This is a genomic window from Nonomuraea sp. NPDC049758, assembly GCF_040674635.1.
Taxonomy (GTDB): Bacteria; Actinomycetota; Actinomycetes; order Streptosporangiales; family Streptosporangiaceae; genus Nonomuraea.
This window is the reverse complement of record NZ_JBFAMZ010000033.1, coordinates 49,833-71,107: the sequence shown is the minus strand read 5'-3', so window position 1 is coordinate 71,107 and position 21,275 is coordinate 49,833. Positions and strand designations below refer to the sequence as shown.

General features: G+C 74.0%; 19 protein-coding genes. 10 read left to right on the top strand and 9 right to left on the bottom strand.

Annotated features, from left to right (window positions below; genetic code table 11):
• On the top strand, positions 1-2,421 hold a 2,421-nt coding region (locus tag AB0J46_RS47590), incomplete at its 5' end, for a response regulator (RefSeq protein ID WP_364342684.1).
• Positions 2,422-2,440: 19 nt separating this feature from the next.
• Positions 2,441-4,702, top strand: a complete 2,262-nt coding sequence (locus tag AB0J46_RS47585) for a SpoIIE family protein phosphatase (RefSeq protein WP_364342681.1) — start codon at positions 2,441-2,443, stop codon at positions 4,700-4,702.
• A gap of 21 nt (positions 4,703-4,723) precedes the next feature.
• Here AB0J46_RS47585 and AB0J46_RS47580 read toward each other — a convergent pair whose 3' ends face one another.
• Positions 4,724-5,317: a helix-turn-helix domain-containing protein gene (locus AB0J46_RS47580; RefSeq protein ID WP_364342678.1), complete on the bottom strand. Its 594-nt coding sequence runs from the start codon at positions 5,315-5,317 to the stop codon at positions 4,724-4,726.
• 78 nt (positions 5,318-5,395) lie between these two features.
• Between AB0J46_RS47580 and AB0J46_RS47575 the strand changes: the two genes are divergently transcribed.
• A complete protein-coding gene (locus AB0J46_RS47575; RefSeq protein ID WP_364342675.1) occupies positions 5,396-6,349 on the top strand; it encodes a zinc-binding dehydrogenase in 954 nt (317 codons plus the stop codon).
• 6 nt (positions 6,350-6,355) lie between these two features.
• Here AB0J46_RS47575 and AB0J46_RS47570 read toward each other — a convergent pair whose 3' ends face one another.
• Both AB0J46_RS47570 and AB0J46_RS47565 read right to left on the bottom strand, forming a co-directional pair.
• A complete protein-coding gene (locus tag AB0J46_RS47570) occupies positions 6,356-7,531 on the bottom strand; it encodes an acyltransferase (RefSeq protein WP_364342672.1) in 1,176 nt (391 codons plus the stop codon).
• Between the two features lie 48 nt (positions 7,532-7,579).
• Complete coding sequence (locus tag AB0J46_RS47565) at positions 7,580-8,401, bottom strand: class I SAM-dependent methyltransferase (protein WP_364342669.1); 822 nt, start codon at positions 8,399-8,401, stop codon at positions 7,580-7,582.
• A gap of 47 nt (positions 8,402-8,448) precedes the next feature.
• Here AB0J46_RS47565 and AB0J46_RS47560 point away from each other — a divergent pair, with 47 nt between their 5' ends.
• Positions 8,449-9,018 (top strand): helix-turn-helix transcriptional regulator, encoded by a 570-nt coding sequence (locus AB0J46_RS47560; RefSeq protein ID WP_364342666.1) that lies wholly within the window; start codon positions 8,449-8,451, stop codon positions 9,016-9,018.
• A gap of 14 nt (positions 9,019-9,032) precedes the next feature.
• Here AB0J46_RS47560 and AB0J46_RS47555 read toward each other — a convergent pair whose 3' ends face one another.
• Both AB0J46_RS47555 and AB0J46_RS47550 read right to left on the bottom strand, forming a co-directional pair.
• Entirely contained in the window at positions 9,033-9,326 is a 294-nt protein-coding gene (locus AB0J46_RS47555) for a cellulose binding domain-containing protein (RefSeq protein ID WP_364342663.1), read from the bottom strand.
• Between the two features lie 29 nt (positions 9,327-9,355).
• Positions 9,356-9,703: a hypothetical protein gene (locus AB0J46_RS47550; RefSeq protein ID WP_364342660.1), complete on the bottom strand. Its 348-nt coding sequence runs from the start codon at positions 9,701-9,703 to the stop codon at positions 9,356-9,358.
• A gap of 188 nt (positions 9,704-9,891) precedes the next feature.
• Here AB0J46_RS47550 and AB0J46_RS47545 point away from each other — a divergent pair, with 188 nt between their 5' ends.
• From AB0J46_RS47545 to AB0J46_RS47535, 3 genes are all read left to right on the top strand, one after another.
• A complete protein-coding gene (locus tag AB0J46_RS47545; protein WP_364342657.1) occupies positions 9,892-10,320 on the top strand; it encodes an ATP-binding protein in 429 nt (142 codons plus the stop codon).
• A 99-nt stretch (positions 10,321-10,419) separates the two neighbouring features.
• Positions 10,420-10,755, top strand: coding sequence for a YciI family protein (locus AB0J46_RS47540; protein WP_364342654.1), 336 nt, complete (start codon positions 10,420-10,422; stop codon positions 10,753-10,755).
• On the top strand, positions 10,752-11,966 hold the full coding sequence (locus tag AB0J46_RS47535; protein ID WP_364342651.1) for a sigma-70 family RNA polymerase sigma factor: 1,215 nt from the start codon (positions 10,752-10,754) through the stop codon (positions 11,964-11,966). The genes AB0J46_RS47540 and AB0J46_RS47535 overlap by 4 nt, the downstream gene beginning before the upstream one ends.
• A 40-nt stretch (positions 11,967-12,006) precedes the next feature.
• On the opposite strand, the gene AB0J46_RS47530 is transcribed toward AB0J46_RS47535, so the two are convergent.
• A complete protein-coding gene (locus AB0J46_RS47530; protein ID WP_364342648.1) occupies positions 12,007-12,738 on the bottom strand; it encodes an ankyrin repeat domain-containing protein in 732 nt (243 codons plus the stop codon).
• Positions 12,739-13,312: 574 nt separating this feature from the next.
• Here AB0J46_RS47530 and AB0J46_RS47525 point away from each other — a divergent pair.
• Positions 13,313-13,654 (top strand): Lsr2 family protein, encoded by a 342-nt coding sequence (locus AB0J46_RS47525; RefSeq protein WP_358008808.1) that lies wholly within the window; start codon positions 13,313-13,315, stop codon positions 13,652-13,654.
• Between the two features lie 7 nt (positions 13,655-13,661).
• On the opposite strand, the gene AB0J46_RS47520 is transcribed toward AB0J46_RS47525, so the two are convergent.
• Positions 13,662-14,096: a hypothetical protein gene (locus tag AB0J46_RS47520; RefSeq protein WP_364342645.1), complete on the bottom strand. Its 435-nt coding sequence runs from the start codon at positions 14,094-14,096 to the stop codon at positions 13,662-13,664.
• 167 nt (positions 14,097-14,263) lie between these two features.
• Positions 14,264-17,557: a S8 family serine peptidase gene (locus AB0J46_RS47515; RefSeq protein WP_364342642.1), complete on the bottom strand. Its 3,294-nt coding sequence runs from the start codon at positions 17,555-17,557 to the stop codon at positions 14,264-14,266.
• Between the two features lie 423 nt (positions 17,558-17,980).
• On the opposite strand from AB0J46_RS47515, the gene AB0J46_RS47510 reads away from it, so the two are divergent.
• Positions 17,981-20,104 (top strand): SpoIIE family protein phosphatase, encoded by a 2,124-nt coding sequence (locus AB0J46_RS47510; RefSeq protein ID WP_364342639.1) that lies wholly within the window; start codon positions 17,981-17,983, stop codon positions 20,102-20,104.
• Positions 20,105-20,111: 7 nt separating this feature from the next.
• On the opposite strand, the gene AB0J46_RS47505 is transcribed toward AB0J46_RS47510, so the two are convergent.
• Positions 20,112-20,261 (bottom strand): hypothetical protein, encoded by a 150-nt coding sequence (locus tag AB0J46_RS47505; protein WP_358301381.1) that lies wholly within the window; start codon positions 20,259-20,261, stop codon positions 20,112-20,114.
• Between the two features lie 76 nt (positions 20,262-20,337).
• On the opposite strand from AB0J46_RS47505, the gene AB0J46_RS47500 reads away from it, so the two are divergent.
• On the top strand, positions 20,338-21,207 hold the full coding sequence (locus AB0J46_RS47500; RefSeq protein WP_364342636.1) for a LysR family transcriptional regulator: 870 nt from the start codon (positions 20,338-20,340) through the stop codon (positions 21,205-21,207).
• Positions 21,208-21,275: the final 68 nt, after the last annotated feature.

Sequence of the window (21,275 nt, the reverse complement as noted above, 5' to 3'; positions counted from 1 at the left end):
GGCGACCTGACCCGCTCGATCACGGTCGACGCCGAGGGCGAGCTGGCCGACCTGAAGGACAACATCAACTCGATGGTCAAGTCGCTGCGCGAGACGACCAGCGCCAACGAGGAGAAGGACTGGCTCAAGTCCAACCTGGCCCGCATGTCCGGTCTCATGCAGGGTCACCGTGACCTGGCGGCCGTGGCCGAGCTGGTGATGAACGAGCTGGCCCCGCTGGTCGGCGCCCAGTACGGCGCCTTCTTCTCGGCCGAGGAGAACGAGCTCCAGCTCATCAGCGCCTACGGCTACCCGGCCGACCCCGGCAGGCCGACCCGGTTCCGGCTCGGCGAGGCGCTGGTCGGCCAGGCCGCCCGCAGCCGCAGGACGATCACGATGGCCGACGTCCCGCCCGGTTACATCACGATCTCCTCGGGGCTCGGCAGGACCGATCCGAGCTCGGTCATCGTGCTGCCGATCGTGGTCGAGGAGCAGGTGCTCGGCGTGATCGAGCTGGCCTCGGTGCAGGCGTTCACGCCGGTCCACCGGGCCTTCCTCGACCAGCTCATGGAGACGATCGGGGTCAACCTCAACACGATCGTGGCCAACGCCCGCACCGACGAGCTGCTCAAGGAGTCGCAGCGGCTGGCCGTCGAGCTGCAGGCCCGGTCGGAGGAGTTGCAGCAGCAGCAGGAGGAGCTGCAGCGCTCCAACGCCGAGCTGGAGGAGAAGGCCACGCTGCTGGCCCGCCAGAACCAGGACATCGAGACCAAGAACCTGGAGATCGAGCAGGCCAGGCAGGAGCTGGAGGACCGCGCCCACCAGCTCACGCTGGCCTCGACGTACAAGAGCGAGTTCCTGGCGAACATGAGCCACGAGCTGCGCACCCCGCTCAACTCGCTGCTCATCCTGGCCCAGCTGCTGGCCCAGAACCACACGCGCAACCTGACGCCCAAGCAGGTGGAGTACGCCGGGATCATCCATTCCGCGGGCTCGGACCTGCTCCAGCTGATCAACGACATCCTCGACCTGTCCAAGGTCGAGGCGGGCAAGATGGACATCAACCCCGAATGGGTGCCGTTGCGGCAGCTCCTGGACTACGTCGAGGCCACGTTCCGGCCGATGACGTCGCAGAAGAGCCTCGACTTCCGGATCACCACCGGGCCGGGCGTGCCCGCCGACCTGCTCACCGACGACTCGCGGCTGCGCCAGGTGCTGCGCAACCTGCTGTCGAACGCGGTCAAGTTCACCGAGACCGGCGGCGTCGAGCTGCGCATCGAACCGGCCGCGCACGGCGAGCTGCCCGCCGCGGTGCGCCCGCACGCCCCCGCCATCGCCCTGCGCGTCATGGACACCGGCATCGGCATCCCCGAGCAGCAACTCGAAGTGATCTTCGGGGCGTTCCAGCAGGCCGACGGCACCACCAGCCGCAAGTACGGCGGCACCGGCCTCGGCCTGTCCATCAGCCGCGAGATCGCCTACCTGCTCGGCGGCGCGATCACCGTCCGCAGCACGCCGGGCCAGGGCAGCGTGTTCACCCTGTACCTGCCGGTCGCCCAGCCCGGCGCCGAAGGGCACGCGCTGCCGGCGGCCGGTCAGCCGCGGCGGCTGCTGGTGATCGAGGAGCGCCCGCACGGGCTGCTGTCGCTGGTGACCGAGAGCGTGGTGAGCGGCCTGGCCGGGTCGCCCGACCCGCTCGGCGGGACCGTCCAGGTGGTCGAGGCGAGGGACGCGGAGGAGGCGGCGGGTCTGCTGGCCGCCGAGCCGTGCCACTGCGTCGTGCTCGACCTCGACCTGCCCGACCGGGCCGCCTACGGCCTGCTGGAGGCCATGGACGGCGGCCCGGGGCTGCGCGGCGTGCCGGTGCTGGCCTACGACAACTGGCGCTCCGGCCCGTCGCGGGAGGCGCGCATCGGCGACCGGCCGCTGGAGCTGCTGTCCAGCCTCGACGAGCTGCGCGAGCGCATCGCCCTGCACCTGACCGCCGACCAGCCCGGCGACGTGCTGCCGCTGGCCAGGACCCGGACGGTGGGGACGGCGTCGGGCCGGGAGATCGACGACACGCTGTCCGGGCGCACGGTCCTGGTCGTGGACGACGACGCCCGCAACCTGTTCGCGCTGACCAGCATGCTGGAGATCCACGGCATCGACGTGCTGCACGCCGAGAACGGCCGCAAGGGCATCGACACGCTCACGGCCCACCCGGAGACGGACCTGATCCTGATGGACGTGATGATGCCCGAGATGGATGGCTACACGGCGATCGAGACGATCCGCGGCATGCCCGGCTACGCCGACCTGCCGATCATCGCGGTCACGGCCAAGGCCATGCCGGGCGACCAGGAGAAGTCGCTGGCGGCCGGGGCCAGCGACCACGTGACCAAACCGGTCGACGCCGACCAGCTGATCGAACGCATCCAGCACTGGATGGATCCGGCCTGACCCGGTGAGGAGTCGCGCCATGGGGAGTTCAGCCGAGGAGACGGGCCTGGCCAGGCTGGCCGCGACCGTCGAGCGCCTGCGCGCCGAGCTGCACGAGGTCCGCCGCGCCGCCGACGACCGCGCGCTGGTCGAGCTGGCGAAGGGCATCCTGGTCGAACGCCTGCGCTGCGCCCCGGCGCAGGCCGCCGACCAGCTCGCCACGCTCGCGGCCCGGACCGGGCGGCCGCTGGCCGAGCTGGCGGCCGACGTCGTCAACCGGGCCGCCGACGACCCCATCGCCGACGCGTCCCTGACCGGCGCCGCCGGGCTCGACGGCGGTCCGGAGCCGTCCGCCGGGCACGCGGCGGCCGCGGTGCGGCTGCGCACGGCCGAGAGCGCCGCGCTCGGCGCCACGGACGTGCAGGCGGCGGCGCACGCCGTGCTGGAGACGGCCCTGCTGCCGATCGGCGCGACGGCGGTCGCAATGTGGGCGGCGGGGCCGGACACGTCGCTGACGCTGGCCGGGCACGCGGGCTTCAGCGCGGAGGAGGCCGGGCTCTGGCGGCAGGTCCCGCCGGGCCTGGTCACGCCGGCCACCAGCACCCTGATCGAACGCCGCACGCTGTGGCACACCACGCAGGGGCCGCCCTCGATCGGCCGCCACCAGCTGACCGGCGGCCGCGTCACCGCGTTGGCCCGGCTGGGCGGACGGGTGCTCGGCGTCCTGGAGATCTGCTGGCCGGGCGACTGTCCCGAGCCCACGCCCAGGATGGAACGGCAGATCGAGGCGCTGGCCGACCTGTGCGCCCTGACCCTGAACTCCCCCGGGCCGCCCGCGCGCGCCGGCGCCGCCCTGGCCGAGCTGGCCGCCCTGGCCGACTCCATGTCCGACCCGGCGCTCGTCCTGGTGCCGCACCTCGACCCGCAGGGGCACATCGCCGACTTCCGCGTCCACCACGCCAACGGGTCGTCGGCGGTGCGGGCGGGCGGGCTGCTGCTGGAGGCGTACCCGTTCGCGGCCGGGGAGCTGCTGGCCAGGATCGAGCACGTGCACGCCACCGGCGAGCCGTTCCGCGCCGCCGACATGCCCTTCACCGCGGCCTCCACGGCCGAGGTGAGCATCACCCGCCACGGCGGGAGCGTGCTGCTCGTCCGGCGCGACCACGACGACCAGGCCCGCCTGCTGGAGCACGCCCAGCGTCTGGGCCGGATCGGCGGCTTCGAGGAGAACGCGCTCACCGGTGAGATCATGTGGAACGCCCAGATGTTCTCCCTGTACGGCCTGCCGCCGGACGCCCGGCCGGTCCCGCTGGAGCGCCTGCGCGACCACGTGCACCGCGACGACGAGGTGGCCGTGGGCCTCTTCCTGCGCACGGTGCTGCATCACCGGCGGCCGGCCGCGACGGCGTTCCGGCTCGAACGGCCCGACGGGGTGGCCCGCCATCTGCGCGTGGTGGCCGAGCCGGTGTTCGCCCCCGACGGCCGGCTGGCCGGGCTGCGGGGGGCCTACCAGGACGTCTCGCCCCAGCACTGGACGGAGGTCGCGCTGGCCGTGACCCGCGACCGGCTGGCCCACACCGAACGGCAGTCCGCCGCCCGCAACCGCCTGGCCCTCCAGCTCCAGCACGCCATCATGCCGCCCTCGCACGGCCGCATGGACTCCTTCGGGCTGCGCATCTCGGTCCGCTACCGTCCGGCGCAGAAGGAGGACCTGGTCGGCGGCGACTGGTACGACGCGGTCGTGCTGCCGTCGGAGTGCATCCTGCTGTCGGTGGGCGACGTGGCCGGGCACGGCGTCGAGGCCGCCACGGGCATGGTGGTGCTGCGCAACGCGCTGCGCGGCCTGGCCGCCACCGGCGCGGGCCCCGCCCGGCTGCTGAGCTGGCTCAACCTGGTCGCCCGCCACCTGGCCGACCGCATGACGGCGACCGCGATCTGCGGCCTGTACGACCCCGCCACCCGCGTCCTGCGCTGGGCCAGGGCCGGGCACCTGCCGCCGATCCTGCTGCGCGGCGCCCAGGGCACGGAGCTGCCGATGGTGAAGGGGCCGCTGCTCGGCGCGTTCGCCGACGCCGTCTACGAGGAGGGCCGGCTGCAGCTGGAGGCCGACGACACGCTGCTGCTCTACACCGACGGCCTGATCGAGCGGCGCGACCACAACCTGCGCCACGCCCAGGACCGGCTGCTGGCCGTCGCCTCGCGGACCGCCACGACCCTCGACCACCGGCTCGACGACCTGCTCACCCACTGCAACTCCGACACCGACGACGACACCTGCCTGATCGGCGTGCACGTGCGCTGAGCCGGGCGCGAAGGGGCCGGGTCAGGCGGCGGGCGGGAGGAGGCCGAGCCGGTCGAAGGCCGCGGCCACGCTCGGGGCCAGCGCCGCCGGGTCGTCGCCGGCGACGGCGCGGCCGGCGGTGTAGCAGGCCAGCGCGAGCTGCGGGGCCAGGGCCGCCGTCTCGGGGGTGGCGCCGTGCTCGCGCAGGATCTCGGTCATGGTCTCGGCGAAGCGGCGCTGCTTGCGCGCCGTGCGGTCGCCGAGCTCGGGATGGTCGGCGATCAGCCGTTCGCGCAGGACGTAGCGGCCGGGGTCGAGGGTGGCCCTGGCGCACAGGGCGAGGGTCAGCTCGCGCACCTGGGCGAGCGCCTCGGGCAGGCCGGGCGGGCGGTCGCCGCGCAGCTCGCGGTGGTGGGCGGCCAGGCCGTCGAGCCAGTCGTGCTCCCCCGCGAAGACGACCTCCTGCTTGTCGCCGAAGTAGCGGAAGAACGTGGTGCGGCCCACCTCGGCGCGCTCGGCGATGTCGGCGACCGTCACCTCGTCGTAGCCGCGCTCGGCGAAGAGCCGGTAGGCGGCCTCGATGATCTCGTCGCGGGCTCGCCGTCGCTTGCGGGCGCGCAGGGAGGACTCGGTCACCGGCACAGTCTAGCGCTTATGGACGGCGTCCCTTATGGTACTCAGTACCATTTGAAACTGGATTCCATTGGAGTTGCCATGCGAGCCGTGCAGATCACCGAGTTCGGCGGTCCCGAGGTCGTGCGGGTGCGGGAGGTGGACGAGCCGCGGCCCGGCCCCGGCCAGGTCGTCGTGGACGTCTCGCGCTGCGGCGTGAACTTCGCCGACACGCTGATGCGCGAGAACGCCTACCTGGCCGCGACCACGCTGCCGGTCGTCCCGGGCGGCGAGGTCGTCGGCAGGACCGCCGACGGCCGCCGCCTGGCCGCCATGCTGGAGCGCGGCGGCTACGCCGAGAGGGCCGCGATCCCGGAGGCGTCCGCCTTCCCGGTGCCCGAGGAGCTCGACGACGTCGCCGCGGTGGCCCTGCTGGCCCAGGGGCTGACCGCGTGGTGGCTGGTCCGCCACACCGGCCGGGTCCAGGCCGGGGAGAGCGTGGTCGTGCACGCGGCGGCGGGCGGCGTCGGCTCGCTGGCGGTGCAGCTCGCCAAGGCGGCCGGCGCGGGCCGGGTGATCGCCACCGCGAGCACGCCCGCCAAGCGGGAGCTCGCCCTGTCACTGGGCGCGGACGCCGCCGTCGATCCGGCCGCCGACGACCTCACCGCGGCGCTGCGCGCGGCCAACGGCGGCGAGCCCGTGGACGTGGTCCTGGAGATGACCGGCGGCCGGGTCACCAACCAGAGCCTGGCGGCGCTGGCGCCGTTCGGCCGGCTCGCCTTCTACGGGATGGCGGGCGGGGTGGAGCCGCAGCCGGTCTCGCCGCGCGCGCTCCAGCCCCGCTCGGCGACCGTCAGCGGCTTCTGGCTGCTCAACGCCTTCCAGCGGCCCGCCGTCCTGGCCGGGGCGTACGCGGAGATGGCGGCGCGGGTGATCGCGGGCGAGCTGCGGGTGGTCGTGGGCGGGGACCGTCCGATGTCGGAGGTGCGGCAGGTGCACGCGGAGCTCAGGGAACGGCGTACGACCGGCAAGCTCGTGCTCGACCCGCGCCGGTAGGAGCCCCTAGGAGGCCGTCAGGCGGCGGCCGAGCCGCTGCATCGGGCGTTCGAGGAAACGGTAGGTCAGCCGGCTGCCCGGCAGCACGAGAGCCAGGAAGAGCACGCTGACGCCGATCTGCAGGGGCAGCGGCGACCAGCGCATCTCCCCCGCCACCTCCATCACCACGAGCAGCACCGGCAGGTGCACCAGATAGAGGGAGTAGCTCATCAGCCCGAGCCAGGTGAGCGCGGCGGGCACCCGGCGGGCCCGCCAGGCCAGACCGGCCGCGAACGTGAGCCCGGCCAGGACGACGGTCGTGCCCCACACGTCCGGCTGCACCCACCACCACCCGGCGCTGAGCGCCCAGACAGGGGCGATCGTCACCAGCGAGGCGGCCAGGGCCACCGGCCACAGGGAGCCCTGGCCGCTCTCCCACCGGCGGATCGCCGTGCCGGTGAACATGACCGCGAGGATCGCCGCGCCGAACCACGGGACGCGGCTGCTCAGCAGCAGCAGCGCCAGGGCCATGACGCCGAGCGCGCACGCCGCCACGGTGCGCAGCCGGCCGGAGACGACGCCGGCCAGCCCGGCGGCGAACACCGCGAACGACACCCACGACAGCCAGCCGCCGGTCAGCGGCGCCGCGCTCAGCGCGAGGCCCGCCACGACCGCGGTCACCGCGAACGCGACGGCGACCAGGCCGCGCCGGTCCCGGACGCCGGTCACGAACAGGGCGGTGACCATCAGGTAGAAGACCATCTCGTAGGAGAGCGTCCACATCGTGTTCATCACCCCGGCGACGCCGACGACGTCCAGCAGCATCGTGGCGTGCGCCGCGGCGGAGGAGGCGTCCCTGGGCACCTCGGCGCGTACCGGGATCCACCAGGACAGGGCCAGGACCACGGCGATGACGGCGAGGTAGAGCGGGTAGAGGCGGAAGGCGCGGCCGATCCAGAAGGCCCGCACATCGCCGTGCCGTTCCAGTGACGACGGGATGATGTAGCCGCTGACCAGGAAGAACACCAGGACGCCGTACACGCCCAGGTTGAAGAAGGTCGGGCGCAGCCAGGGCATGGCCCAGGTGGTCAGGTGCTCGCCGACGACGGCGAGCGCGCCGATGCCGCGCAGGGCGTCCAGCCAGGCGAGCCTGGACGCCTCCGGACGAACGACCTGGGGGGTGCCAAAGGGAGCAGTCGTCACGCATCCCAACGTATCGGTCCCGCCGGCAACACCCGGGCTCCCCCAGCGTCAGGGACGGCGGGCCGCCCAGGCGGTCCGGGTGCCGCGCACGGCGAGCTCGCGGTGGCGGAGGGACTCCGGCGAGTCGGCGGAGAGCAGCCGGTCGAGGGCGGCCAGGTCGTCGGCGGCCAGGTGCCCGGCGAGCCGCGACCGGTAGCCGCCCAGCACCGCCCGCGCGTAGCGGACGGCCCCCGGCGGCGCCGGACGCACCTCGATCGGGAAGTCGCGCCGCGCGGCCACCTCGAACCCGGCCGCCGCCAGGACCGGCCCCCAGTCCGGATACGGGTCCGGGCCGCTGCCCGCCAGCGCCTCCCGGCAGCGCGCCTCCAGCGCCGCCCCGGCCTCGTCGGCCAGCAGGCGCGGCATGCCGTCCATCTCGACGACCGCCAGCAGCCCGCCGGGGGGCAGCGCGGCGTGCACCTCGCGGAGCAGCCGCGCCGGGTCCTCGACGTGGTGCAGCGACGCCGCCGCCCACACCAGGTCCGGCGTGCCGAGCGGCGGCAGGGCCGCGTCCAGGTCGGCCTGGAGCAGGCGCACCCGCTCCCCCAGCCCTTGGCCGCGCGCCGCCGCGCGCAGGCGGTCGAGCATGAGCGGCGAGCGGTCGACCGCGACGATGTCGGCGGCGGGGAACCGCCGGGCCAGGGCGAGCGTGCCGGTTCCGGTGCCGGCGCCCAGGTCGGCGACCGTGCGCGGGGTGCGGCCGGCCTGCTCGCCGACCCAGGCGGTCAGCTCGTCCAGGAACGGCCCGAGCACTTCGGCGTCCAGGTCGAGCAGGTCCGCCAGGGCTGATTCGTCGCCGTGGTGAGGTTCGTGGTGGTGATGTCCTTCCATGCCTTCACCGTAGGGGGCTCCTGCGTGTGCGGCATACACTCTTGCCTATGACGCAAGAAGTCGACCTGGACGCCGTGGTCCGGCGGCGCATCCGCGGCCTGCGGCTGGCCCGGGGCTGGTCGCTCGACGCCCTGGCCGCGCGGTGCCGGCTGAGCCCGTCCAACCTGAGCCGCATCGAGACCGGCCACCGCCGGATCGCCCTCGACCAGCTCGTCCCCATCGCGCGGGCCCTCGGCACGACGCTCGACCAGCTCGTCGAGTCCACCGAGGACGACGACGTGGTGATCCGGCCGCTGCCCTGCGACCACCCGGGGATGACCGTGTGGCTGCTGTCCCGGGAACGTTCGCTGCACGGCGTCACGGTGGCCAAGATGCGCATCACCCCCGACCGGCCGCTCGAACCGCAGGTGCACCCCGGGCGCGAGTGGTTCACCGTCCTGTCCGGGACGGCCCGCCTGCTGCTGGGCGAGCGGACCGTGCTGGTGCCGGCGGGCGACGCGGCCGAGTTCTCGACCATGACCCCGCACGCCGTCGGCGCCCACGACGGGCCCGTGGAGCTGCTCACCATCTTCGACCACGACGGCGAGCGCTCGCACCTGCACGCGGGCCAGGCGTAGGCGCGCGGCGGCCGTCAGGCGCAGGCGTACCCGGACGGGAGCGCGGTGTCGCCGTCCGGGCGGGTCGCCGGGAAGCCGAGGCTGGTGGTGGCGGCTCCGGGGGCGAGGGTGCCGTTGTGCGCGGCGTTCCTGATGGTCACCGTGCGCCCGCTGACCGTGACGGCGCCGTTCCACGAGCCGGTGATCGTGTGGCCGGGCGGCAGCGTGAAGGTGACCGTCCAGCCGGTGATCGTCGAGGTGCCGGTGTTGGTGACGGTCAGTGGCTGGATGACGTACCCGGTGCCCCACTGGGTCTGGACGGCGGGCACGGCCGTGCAGGCTCCGGAGGGAGCCCGGGTCAGGCGCCGCCGGTGCCGGCCCCGGCCGGGCCCATGCGGCCGGTGGGCCACGAGGTCTCCGGGTGGGCCTGGCGCCAGGTCAGCAACTGGCGGTCCAGCCGCTCCCGGTCGGTGAGGCGCGGCCTGGCGGGGCGCACGCCCGTACGTTCGAGCAGCCCGCTCGCGGCCTCCGCCAGCCGCAGCCGGGCCGGCGCGAACCGGCGCCGCAGCAGGTCGGCGGTCACCGCCGCGGTCAGCACCGAGGCCGGCCACAGCGCGGCCCTGCCCAGCCCGCCGCTTCCCGTGATCTGGCCGCTCCCCTTGCGATGGTCGATGCCCGTGCTCTGGTCGCCGTCGCCATGCCGCATTCGTCAGCCTCCGGGTTCGTCTCGGGACCGTGGGCGTGCCGGAAGTTTCTGCACTTATGGCGCTACCCGGTCCTGCGCCCCTCATGCCGCAGACTTGCGAACGGCGGCGGTACACGTTTGAGTGGCCGCCGACGGGAAAGCTGGAGACTGGCCCGCCACCCCATCCGACCCCGCCACGCGAGACGATCATGACCCTTCAGTTCGAGCTCCAGTGCCCCATCAGCACTGACCTTGCCCTCATCAGGGACCTGATCCGCGTCCACGGCCGCCACTGCGGGCTGCCCGCCGACCGGTTGGAGGACCTGGTGGTGGCGGTCAACGAGGCGGTCACCAACGTGCTGGACCACGGCGGCCGGACGGGCATGGTGACCTCCCGCGGCGGCGCCGACGGCGTGGTCGTCGAGATCCTCGACGTCGCCGGCCGGCTCACCCACGAGCACCTGGCCTCGGCCCGCCTCGACCCGACCGCCTCCCACGGGTACGGCCTGTGGGTCATCCAGCAGCTCTGCGACGAGGTCGTCCTGGAGCAGACCGGGCTCGGCTCGCTGCTGACCCTCGACCTGCGGCCCCGTCGCGGGGCCGGCCGCCTGGACGCGCGCCGCGCCGTGCCGGCCTGACCCTTCTCTCTCCGCGAAAGAATTCTCGGCGGACGACGTCCGGTTCCGTCGGTGCCGTTCGTCACCATGGTGAGACGCCGTCCAACCGAGGAGCACGAGATGAAGTACATGATGTTCGTCTGCACCGACACCGAGCCCGACACCGACCAGGAGAACCTGCCCGACGTCGAGGCGTGGGTGGCCGAGAACGACGCCCGCGGGCGGCGGGTGCGCGGCGCGGTGCTGGCGCCGGAGTCGGCCGCGACCACCGTGCGGGTGCGCCGCGGCGAGCTGGTCCTGTCCGACGGGCCGTTCGCCGAGACCAAAGAGGTGATCGTGGGCTTCGACCTGCTCGAATGCGCCGACCTCGACGAGGCGGTCGAGGTCGCCCGCACCCACCCGATGGCCAGGCACGGACGGCTGGAGCTGCGGCCGTTCGCCGACTTCGAGCAGTGAGACGGCACCTGGAGGAGGCGGCGGCGGAGGCGTACCCGCGGATCGTCGCCGCCCTCATCCGGGTCACCGGCGACTGGACCCTCGCCGAGGACTGCGCCCAGGAGGCGCTGGCGCTGGCCGTGCGGCGGTGGCCGGAGGAGGGCGTGCCGTCCAACCCGGGCGGCTGGCTCATGACGGTGGCGCGCAACCGCGCGATCGACGCGCTGCGCCGCGTCTCGATCGAGCGCCGCAAGCTGGCCGAGGTGGCGGCGCTGGCCCTGACCGTCCAGGACGGGCCCGGGGACGGGCGGGAGGAGGAGGTCGTGGACGACCGGCTGCGGCTCGTCTTCACGTGCTGCCATCCGGCGCTGGCGCTGGAGTCGCGGGTGGCGCTGACGCTGCGGACGATCTGCGGCGTGCCCACGGCCGACCTCGCCCGTGCCTTCCTGGTCACCGAGTCGGCGATGACCCGGCGGCTGACCAGGGCGAAGCGGAAGATCGCCGAGGCGGGCATCCCGTACCGGGTGCCGCAGGGGGCGGCGCTGGCCGAGCGGCTGCCCGGGGTGCTGGCCGTCCTGTATCTGCTGTTCACGCAGGGGTACGACGCCGGCGGCGAGCCCGCGTTCGCCGAGGAGGCGATCCGGCTGGCGCGGCTGCTGCGGCGGCTCATGCCGGAGCAGGAGGAGGTGACGGCGCTGCTGGCGCTGTTCCTCCTGCAGCACTCCCGCCGCGACGCCCGCCGCGACGCCGCCGGCGACCTGGTGCCCCTCGACCGGCAGGACCGCTCCCGCTGGGACCGGGCCGCGATCGGCGAGGGGCTCGCCCTGCTGGCCGCCGTCGAGGGCGGCGGCCCGTACGGGCTCCAGGCCCGCATCGCCGCCTGCCACGCCACGGCGTCCTCGCTGCCCGGCACGGACTGGTCGCGGATCGCCCGCTGCTACGACGAGCTGGCCCTGCTCCACCCCACGCCCGTGGTGGAGCTGAACCGGGCCGTCGCGCACGGGTACGCCCACGGGCCGCGGGCCGGGCTCGCGCTGCTGGAGCGCTCCCGCGCCGAGCTCGACGGCCATCCGCTGGCCATCGCCGCCGAGGCCGACCTCACCGCCCGCGACGGCGACCCGGCCCGCGCGGCGGCGCTGTTCCGGCGGGCCGCCGCCGTCGCCCACAGCGACCAGGAACGCCGCGCCCTCCTCACCCGCGCCACCGAGACCGCGCGCGGCACGGGGGCCTGAGCGAGGACCGGCCGGCGGGGCGCGAGGGCTTGTGCGGGGGTCAGTGGGCGGGGTGCCGGGGGGCTGGGCGGGCGCCGCGGGCCGTGAGCCAGGACGCCAGGTCGTCGGCGCCGGCGCGGCGGGCGGCGTCCAGCGGGGTCAGCTCGTCGTAGCCCACCCAGCCGAGGTCGCCGCCGCGCTCCAGGAGGAACGCCGCGGCCTGCTGCTGCCCGCCGTGGCAGGCCGCCCACAACCCCTCCGTCACCTCCGCCGGCGACGGCGTCCCGGCCTCGAACGCCGCCGCGACCCGGTCCATGAGCCCGAGGGCCGCGGCCTCCCACAACCGCGCGGACGCGCCTCGCTCGACGAGGCGGCGGGCGGCGTCCCACTGGGCGAAGGCGCACGCGTCCGACAGCGCCGTGCCGCCGCCGATCACCGCGCCGGTGGCCTCGACGTCGGCCCCGGCGTCCAGCAGGGCGTCGAGCACGGGGACGTCGTCGCAGCTCGCGGCCCACATCAGCGGCGTCTCGGCGTGCGGGCCGGCGAAGCGGGCGTCCACCTCGGCCCCGGCCGCCACCAGCTCCCGCACCAGGGCGGGACCGCCCGGCACGTGACCCGGCCAGTCGGTGAGGACGTGCAGGAGGGTCCGGGACACCCCGCCCGCCTCGCCCAGCCGGACGCGGGCCAGCCCGGGATGCCCGGCCAGCAGACGCCGTACGCCGTCGAGGTCGCCGAGCCGCACGGCCGCCGCCGCCGACACCGCCAGCGGGTCCGCCGTATCCAGGTAGCGCATGGGCCCATTGTCACGCGCCCCGGCCTGTCCCGCCGCCGATAAATCGGCCGGAAATAAAGGGACAGAAGGCGGCCGGGCCCGTCCCATTCGCTACTTGCAGTTCTGCGAGCCGCCCGGAGTTGACGCCATAGGGCCCCGCCGGCGCACAGCTCGCGGGACGCCGGAAAACCGTGTGCCGAAGCCGGGAAGCGACGGCGGCGCGCACGCGGGGGCGGTGCGGACACATTGAAGCACACCTTTGAATTCGTCTTCGATAAGATGCGCACCGCCACGGCCGCCGCCTTCCCGCGGCTGCCCCGTCCGCGTGCGCGCGCCGGGCGTCCCCGTGTCCGCCGCGACCGCCCGCCCGCCCCGCGACCTGGAAGATGACCCGGGCATTCCCAGGTGAGATACGCAAGGCGGCCGCCGTGACACCCCGGGCACGCGCGGTTCCGGCCGCGTTTGAAATGCGTTTGACAGGCGGTGTGCCCGGCGAGTTCTCCGCGTTCACCGGCGCCGGGCCGAGCTAAGTTGCCCGCACGCTACTGAAGGGCGCTACAGTACGCAACAACCGTATCGAGCATGGAGTGCCACCATGGCTAAGCAGATTCAAGAGATTCTCATCGACGATGTAGACGGTGGGGAGGCTCATGAGACCGTCGTCTTTGCACTCGATGGCAGCAGCTACGAGATTGACCTTCATGAGGAGAAGGCGGACGCGCTGCGGAAAGCACTGGCGCCCTTCATCGTGAAGGCCCGTCCTGTTCGCGTGGATCGCGGTGCGCGCGGGCGCCGGGCGGCCGTCACCGGCAGCCGCGCGTTGAGCCGGGAGAAGTCTTCGGAGATCCGGCAGTGGGCCAAGGCCAACGGCCTGCCCGTCAGCGAGCGCGGCCGCATCGCCGCCTCGGTGGTCGAGAAGTACGAGGCCGCCCACTAGGCCGACGTCAGGAGCGCGAGGGCCGGCGGAGCAGTCCGGCCAGCCTGAGCGCCGCCACGACGGCCACCGCGAGGTGCGCCGAGACCAGGGCGATCTGGTAGACCCGCTGCCCGGCCGTGAGCTCGGCGGCGTAACCGCCGTCGTAGAACCCCGACACGAAGGCCAGCACCCCGGCGACCGCCAGCAGGGCGGCGGCCGGGACCGCGACGCCACGGCGGCTCCGGGTCGCCCCCACGGCCAGCACGACCTGCGCGGCCATCATCGGCAGCGGCGCCGACAGCCGCGCCTGGGGGCCGAGGGCGTCCAGGAACGTCGGGTTGAGCCCGGCGGCGACCGCCATGAGGGCGCCGATCACGTCCATGGCGAGCAGGACGCCGACCCCGCCGAGCAGCACCGGGCCGAGCGCCCGTCCGGCGGGGACAGCGGTGGTGGAAGCCGGCATGTCCGTCTCCTGTCAGAGTGGTCCGGGTGACAGCTCCCATGCTCGGCGAACGCCCTTGGCGGGGACCTGGGAACGACCTGCGCCGCACTTGGCGCCGGCCTGCGCCTCGGCCGGAAGCCGTGCCGCGGTGACCGCGGGCGGGTCCGCCGCCCGCGGTCACCGGCGGGTCACTGGACGGTGATCTTGTCCACCTCGACGGTGATGCCCTTGACCTGCGGGGTCGAGGTGGCGGTCGTGATCTTGCCGACCCCCGCGCTGAACCCCTTGACCTTCATCGAGTACGTCAGGCTGCCGCCGGGCGCCCCCGGCGTGCTGGTGACGACCAGATCCTGGGTGGGCGGCCCGGAGATCTGGGCGCCGGCGGTGCCCTCGGCGTTCTCGGCGCCGACCGTCAGGCCGTAACCGGCGGGCGGCGAGCCGGGCAGGTTGCCCGGGTCGTAGGCGTAGCTGACGTCCTCCACGCCGTTGAGCCCGATCCACTGCTGGAAGACCTTCAGGTCGGTGGTGCCGTAGAGGTTCAGCCGCCACTCCACCACCAGCCAGTCGTTGACCCCGTCGGTCAGGATCGTGGCCAGGACGCCCGGCGCGGCGGTGCCGTCCAGGTCGGTCCAGTACGGGGCGAGCACGCCGTTGGGCCGGGCCGGGTCGGGCAGCGTCTGCGGCGTCGGTGAGACGTCGTCGCCGGTGGCCCCGCCCGCGACGCTGTAGCCGTCGGAGGTGACGCCGAGCCGGGTGTAGCTGCGTCCGGCGAACTGGAAGGCGGGCACGGTGAAGTTGAGCGCCTGCTCGTCGCCGATCGGGGTGGGCGTGACGCCGAAGGCGTCCAGCGGGATGTAGCCGGCCGGTCCGGCGCCGGGCGCGATCGCCGGCCGGGCGGGCTGGGTGGCGGCCAGCGTCGCCTTGGTGGTGGCGACCTGGGTGCCGACCTTGGTCGCGCCCGTGACGCCGTTGAGGCGCAGGCGGGCGTCCAGGGTGCTGAGCGCGGTCACCTCGGCGTCCTCATAGGTGGTGTTGCGCACGGTGACGGTGCAGGTGGACTCGCCGGTGTTCCTGGCGATGGCGTCCGGGGCGCAGGTCTGCTCGACCGGCACCGCGCCCTGCTTGCGGTAGAACGCCACCGGCAGGTGCAGCGCGCGCGAGCCGCCGACCTGCTTGAGGTTGACCTGGCCGAAGTACTGGCCCTCGGGCAGTTCCGGCGCGGTGACGACGATGCTCAGCTTGGCGCTCTTGCCGGGCGCGACGGTGAACAGCGGCGGCAGCACGGCGACGGCGGCTCCGCTCACGGTCGTGCCGGAGGCGGTGAAGGTGAGCGACGAGCCGGTGGTGTTGGTGACGGTGCGCTTGGCGGTGATGACGCCGGGCATGGTGGGCGCGTTCACCGAGGGCAGGTTGAGGTCGATCCGGTTGAGCGGGTCGGCGGCGGAGGCGACGAAGCCGGCGGCGTCCTGGTCCAGGGTCAGTCCGGGGTCACCGGCCTTGGTCAGGTCGATGCGCCCGCCGCCCATGTCGAACGGGTCGGCCTGGGTGGTCCTGTCCTGCTTGGTGACCGCGGTCTTCGCCGTGGTCTCCAGGGCCGACTTGACCTGGCCGGGCGTCCAGGTGGGGTGCAGGGCGAAGACCAGCGCCGCCGAGCCGGTGACGTGCGGCGCGGACATCGAGGTGCCGGAGATGACCTGGTAGAGGTTGCCGGGCGGGCCTTCCAGCGGCGACTCGGGGGTCGGCGTCATGCCCGCCATGATGTGCTGGCCGGGCGCGGTGACGTCCGGCTTGAGGAAGTCGCCGCCGGGGCCGCGCGAGGAGAAGTGCGCCATCGCGTCGCCCTGCCAGGTGGACTTGACGCCCTGCGTGAAGGAGGCGGTGGCGCCGGGGTGGGCGGCCAGGAAGGCCAGCAGGGTGTCGGCCTCGGGCTTGTCCACGTGCACGGACGGCAGCCAGTGGGCGTCGGTGAAGACGTCGAACGGGAAGGCGTTGTAGAGGATCATCCCGGCCGCGCCGCCCTGCCTGACGTTGAAGCTCTTCAGCACGCGGTTGGGGGTGCGCTCACAGGCGACGATCTTCCCGGTGAACAGCCCGGGAGGGGCCGGGACGTCGCACGCGGCGCGCGAGTACGGCGGCGCCGAGGCCAGGACGACGGGCAGCGGCGAGGCCAGGCCCGCGGTGATGGACGCGCCCTTGATCGTCGCCGTGGCGCCGCCGCCGGACAGCGTGACCGTGGACTGGAACGTCCGGGACTGCGAGGAGGCGGCCACCGTGGTCACCCAGGGGCCGCGGTGGTCGGTGGTGCCGGCGCCGGGGCCGGAGTTGCCGGCCGAGGCCGAGACCAGCACGCCGGCCGCGTAGGCGTCGAGGAAGGCCAGCTCGACCGGGTCGCTGTAGGGGTCGCTGCCGCCGGAGACCGAGAAGTTGATCACGCGGACGCCGTCCAGGACGGCCCGCGCCACGGCCTGCGCCGAGTCGGAGGGGAAGCAGCCCTGCGCGCCGCACACCTTGTAGACCGACACCTCGGCGGCCGGGGCGATGCCGTGGATCGGGCCGCGGCTGATGCCCAGCGGGTTCGCGTCGGCGACCGGGCCGCCCGCGGAGGTGCTGGCGGTGTGGGTGCCGTGCCCGTTGGAGTCGCGGGCGCTGTCGCCGTAGACCTCGCCGCCGTAGACGGCGTTGTAGGTCTCCATGAACGGCTGCCCGCCGATCAGCTTGTTGTTGCAGGTGAACGGGTCGCTGGCGGGGGTCAGCGGGTTGTCGCCGAAGTTGCACACGCGCGGCGTGCCGTCCTTGGTGGGCCCGGGGGCGGGCAGGCCGGGGGCGGCGGCGAAGGACGGGTGCTCGGGCCAGGCGCCGGTGTCGAGCACGCCGACGATCACGCCCTTGCCCGCGGAGGAGCTGCCGCCGAGCTTGCCGTAGATGGCGTCGGCGCCGATGAACTCGGGGCTGGAGTCGGTCAGCAGCTGCTGCGGCCTGTCCTCCTGGACGGCGACCGCGCCGGGCAGCCGCAGCACGTCGGCCACCTTGTTGCCCGGGACGCGCAGGGCGATGCCGCCGTAGACGGTCCTGACGCGCTGGCCGACGACGGCTCCGGGGACCTTCTTGGCCAGCTCGCCGAGGAAGGCGTTCTCGACGTCCTGGATGTGGGTGCCGTACTTCCTGGCCTCGGCGCTCCTGGTGTCGAGGGCCTTGCCGGTGACGGCGGGGCTGGTGGCCGGCAGCCCGGCCAGCCCGCCCTGGTAGGCGGCCAGCGAGTCGTAGTCCAGCTTGACCATGACGTTGACCGCCGCGGGCGAGGTCACCTTCAGCAGCGCCGCGTCGCTCTTGGCGAGCTTGCCGGTGGGAGACTTGGCGCCCTCGACCACCTCGGCGCCGGTGAGCGGCACCGACCGCCATTTTCCGGGCGGGGCCGGCGTGGCCCGCGCCACGGCCGGGCTCATGGTCAGCACGACACCGAGCCCGACGGCTAACGATGTCAACCGGCGTAAACGGGATGAGAACGAACGGGACAACACAAAGACCTCCTGGCCGAGGAGCTGCACGAACCCGCCGGACCGGCCGAGGACGTCATGTCACCCCCACGCGCGCATGCCGGAGAGATCGATGACCCTCCCCGGTGGGTGACGAGCTGGACCGCCTCCCCTCCCCGTGGACGGGGTGGGTTGGCGTCCGAACCGGAGTGTAGACAGCGATCAACTGGCCGAGAACCCCGCCGCTTTGTCACGTTCCGGCCAATTGGCCCCACCAGTCGACCGCCCGCCGCAATGCTCATATTCGTCCCTCCTCTTCGCCAGAATCCGGCAACGGTGAGCATCACCCCCAATACGGATATCTACAGTTGTCCTATGGGCGATCAACGGGACGCGGCGCCGACGTCAGCGCAGGACGGAACGAGGTAGTCCGTGGGCGGCCACGCCGACGAGGGGACCCGGCCGTACACCTCGGCGCTGGACGAGCAGCTCGCCCAGGCCGCCCGTGACACCGGCGCGCACATCGGCGCGGTGTACCTCCTGACGGGTTCCCCGCAGGTCCTGGTGATGGAGGCGGAGATCGGGCTGCCCACGCAGCTCGTCAAGCCGTGGACCACCGTCAGGCTGGACGGCGGTGCGCCCGTGGCCGCCGCCGTGCGCCAGGGGCGGCTGGTGTGGGTGCCGACCGCGCAGGAGCTGGCCCGCCGCTTCCCGGGCACGGCCCTGGCCTTCCCGTACGCCTTCGCCTCGGCCGCCGCGCCCCTGCACAGCGACTCCCGCATGTGGGGCTCGTGGATCCTGCTCTGGCCGGAGGGGCGGCCGGCCGAGCTGAGCGGGCGGGAGCAGGAGGTCATCGCCGCCACGAGCGAGCGCCTGGCGGCCGTCCTGGAGCAGGCCGCCGACAGCGGATGTCCGCTGCGTCCTGGGGGCGAGCCGCGGGTGCTGACCCCGGTGCCGCCGCCGATGCCCGACCCGTACGAGGCCGTGGCCGCGGCCGGCTATCTGGACCGGCTGCGGGACGGCTCCGTCGCGCTCGACCTGGACGGCGTCGTCACCTTCGCCAGCCCCGCCGCCGCCGGACTGCTCGGCACCACCGTCTCGGAGTTGCTGGGCACGCCGCTGTGGGAGACGGCGACGTGGCTGAAGGACCCGGCCTTCCAGGACCGCTGCCGGGCGGCGGTGGTCGGCCAGCAGGTCGCCTCCTGCTCGGCCCGCCGGCCGGACGGCCACGAGCTGGAGTTCGTCCTGCACCCGGACCCGACGGGCCTGAGCCTGCGCATCACCCCCTCGGGGGCCGACCTGTCCGCGCAGCGGCCCGCGCGCGCCTTCATGCCGGACAATTCGGGGCTGCCGCGGGCCGACGTCTTCTACAACTTCCTGCACATGGCCTCGGCGATGACCCGGGCGCTGAACGTCCGGGAGGTCGTCGATCTCATCGCCGAGCACGTCATGCCGGTGTTCAAGGCCCAGGCCATGGCGATCATGAGGGCGGAGAGCGGCCGGATGCGGATCGTCGGCTCCCACGGCTACGTCCCCGAGGTGCTGGAACGGTTCGACGGCCAGACGCTGGCCACGCCCAGCCCTGCCGAGCAGGTCGTCCGCACGGGCGAGCCCGCCTTCTACGCCGACCGGGCCGAGCTGAGCCGGGCCTTCCCCGACACCGCCCAGGACGACGGGATGGCCGCCTGGGCCTTCCTGCCGCTGACCGTCTCCGACGACACCTTCGGCGTCTGCCTGCTGGCCTTCGACCACCCGCGGCCGTTCACCGCCGAGCAGTGCGCGACGCTGACCACGCTGGCCGGGCTGATGGGCCAGGCCCTGGACCGCGCGCTGCTCTACGACACCAAGGACCGGCTGGCCCACAGCCTGCAGACCTCGCTGCTGCCCGGCAGCCTGCCCGACATGCCGGGCCTGGAGGTGGCCGCCCGGTACGTGCCCGCGACCCGCGGCGTGGGCATCGGCGGCGACTTCTACGACCTGATCCGGCTCAACGAGACCACCGCCGCCGCCGTCATCGGGGACGTCCAGGGGCACAACATGACGGCCGCGGCGCTCATGGGCCAGGTGCGCACCGCCATCCACGCCCACGCCGCCGTCGGGGCCAGCCCCGGGGACGTGCTCCAGCACACCAACCGGCTGCTCATGGACCTGGACACCGACCTGTTCACCAGCTGCCTGCTCATCTACTTCGACCTGCGCCTGCGCACGCTGCGGGCGGCCAACGCCGGTCATCCGCTGCCGCTGCTGCGCCCGCCCAACATGCCGGCCGAGATCATCGACATCCCGGCGGGCCTGCTGCTCGGCATCGACGCCGACGCCGAGTACGCCACGGTGGAGGTGCCGTTCCCGCCGGGCGCCGTCCTGGCCCTCTACACCGACGGGCTGGTCGAGGCGCCGGGCGTGGACCTGGACGAGGCCATCGGGACGCTGGCGGCGTACCTGACCAGCGCCCCGCGCGAGCAGCTCCAGCAGGTCGCCGGGACGCTGCTGGACCACGCCCCGCACACCGACGACATCGCGCTGCTGCTCCTGCGGCACCGGGAGAACGCGGGCTGAGCCCCGCTCAGTGCGAGACGAACGTGCGGTGGTCGGCCAGGGCGAGCGCCCGGACGAAGTCGAGGAGCTTCAGCAGCCCCCGCCCGGCGAGCCGGACCGGGGCGGGACGGCGGGAGCAGTAGGCGGCCGACCACAGGGCGGGTACGTGTCGTTCCATGCGGACCAGGATGTCCTGGCCCGCACTGATCGATCCAACACATCGTCTCGCTGGCAGCCATCGATATCGTAGATGGATGGAACTGCGCCAGCTCCGCCATTTCGTCGCCGTCACCACCCACGGCAGCTTCACCGCCGCCGCGCGGGCGGAGCTGATCGTGCAGTCGGCGCTCAGCACGTCCATCCGCAAGCTCGAACGCGAGCTCGGCGCCGACCTGTTCGAGCGCACCGGGCGGCGGCCGGTCCTCACCCCGGCCGGGCACGCGTTCCTGCCGGCCGCGCGGGCGCTGCTGGCCGACGCCGCGGCGGCCGGCGAGGCCGTGTCCGCGGTGGCCGGGCTGGCCACCGGCCGGGTGGCGATCGGCACCATCCAGACCCTCACCAGCGTCGACCTGCCGGCCGAGCTGGCCGCCTTCCACCGCCTGCGGCCCGGCATCCAGATCTCGGTCCGCGACGCGCCGGTGGCGGGGCTGCTCGACGCGCTGCTCGCCCGCGAGCTCGACCTGGCCTACCTGGCGCTCGACGGCGCCGAGCTGCCGCCGGGGCTGGCCGTGTTCGACTCCTGGGAGGAGGAGCTGGTGCTGATGACCTCGCCCGACCACCGGCTGGCCGGCGCGGAGCGGGCCCTGCTGTCGGAGCTGGCGGAGGAGCCGTTCGTGGACTTCAAGGCCGGCACCGGGCTGGAGACGGCGGTGCGCCGGCTGGCCGCCGGGTGCGGGCTGCACCGGCAGATCACCTGCGAGGTCACCCAGATCCGGCTGCTGGTCGACCTGGTGCGCGCCGGGATCGGGGTGGCGATCGTCCCCCGGCGGGTGGCCGAGCAGGAGGGGTTGCCGACCGTGCGCATCCGCCAGCCCGATCCGGCCAGGACGGTCGTGCTGGCCGGCCGGGCGCCCGTTCCCACGAACCCGGCCGCCGGAGCCCTGCTGGCGCACCTCACCCGGTGACCCGGATCGGACTCGCGGGCCCCGGCCCCGGCGGCGGATAACCGGTTGATCGGGCGGGGCCTTCGTGG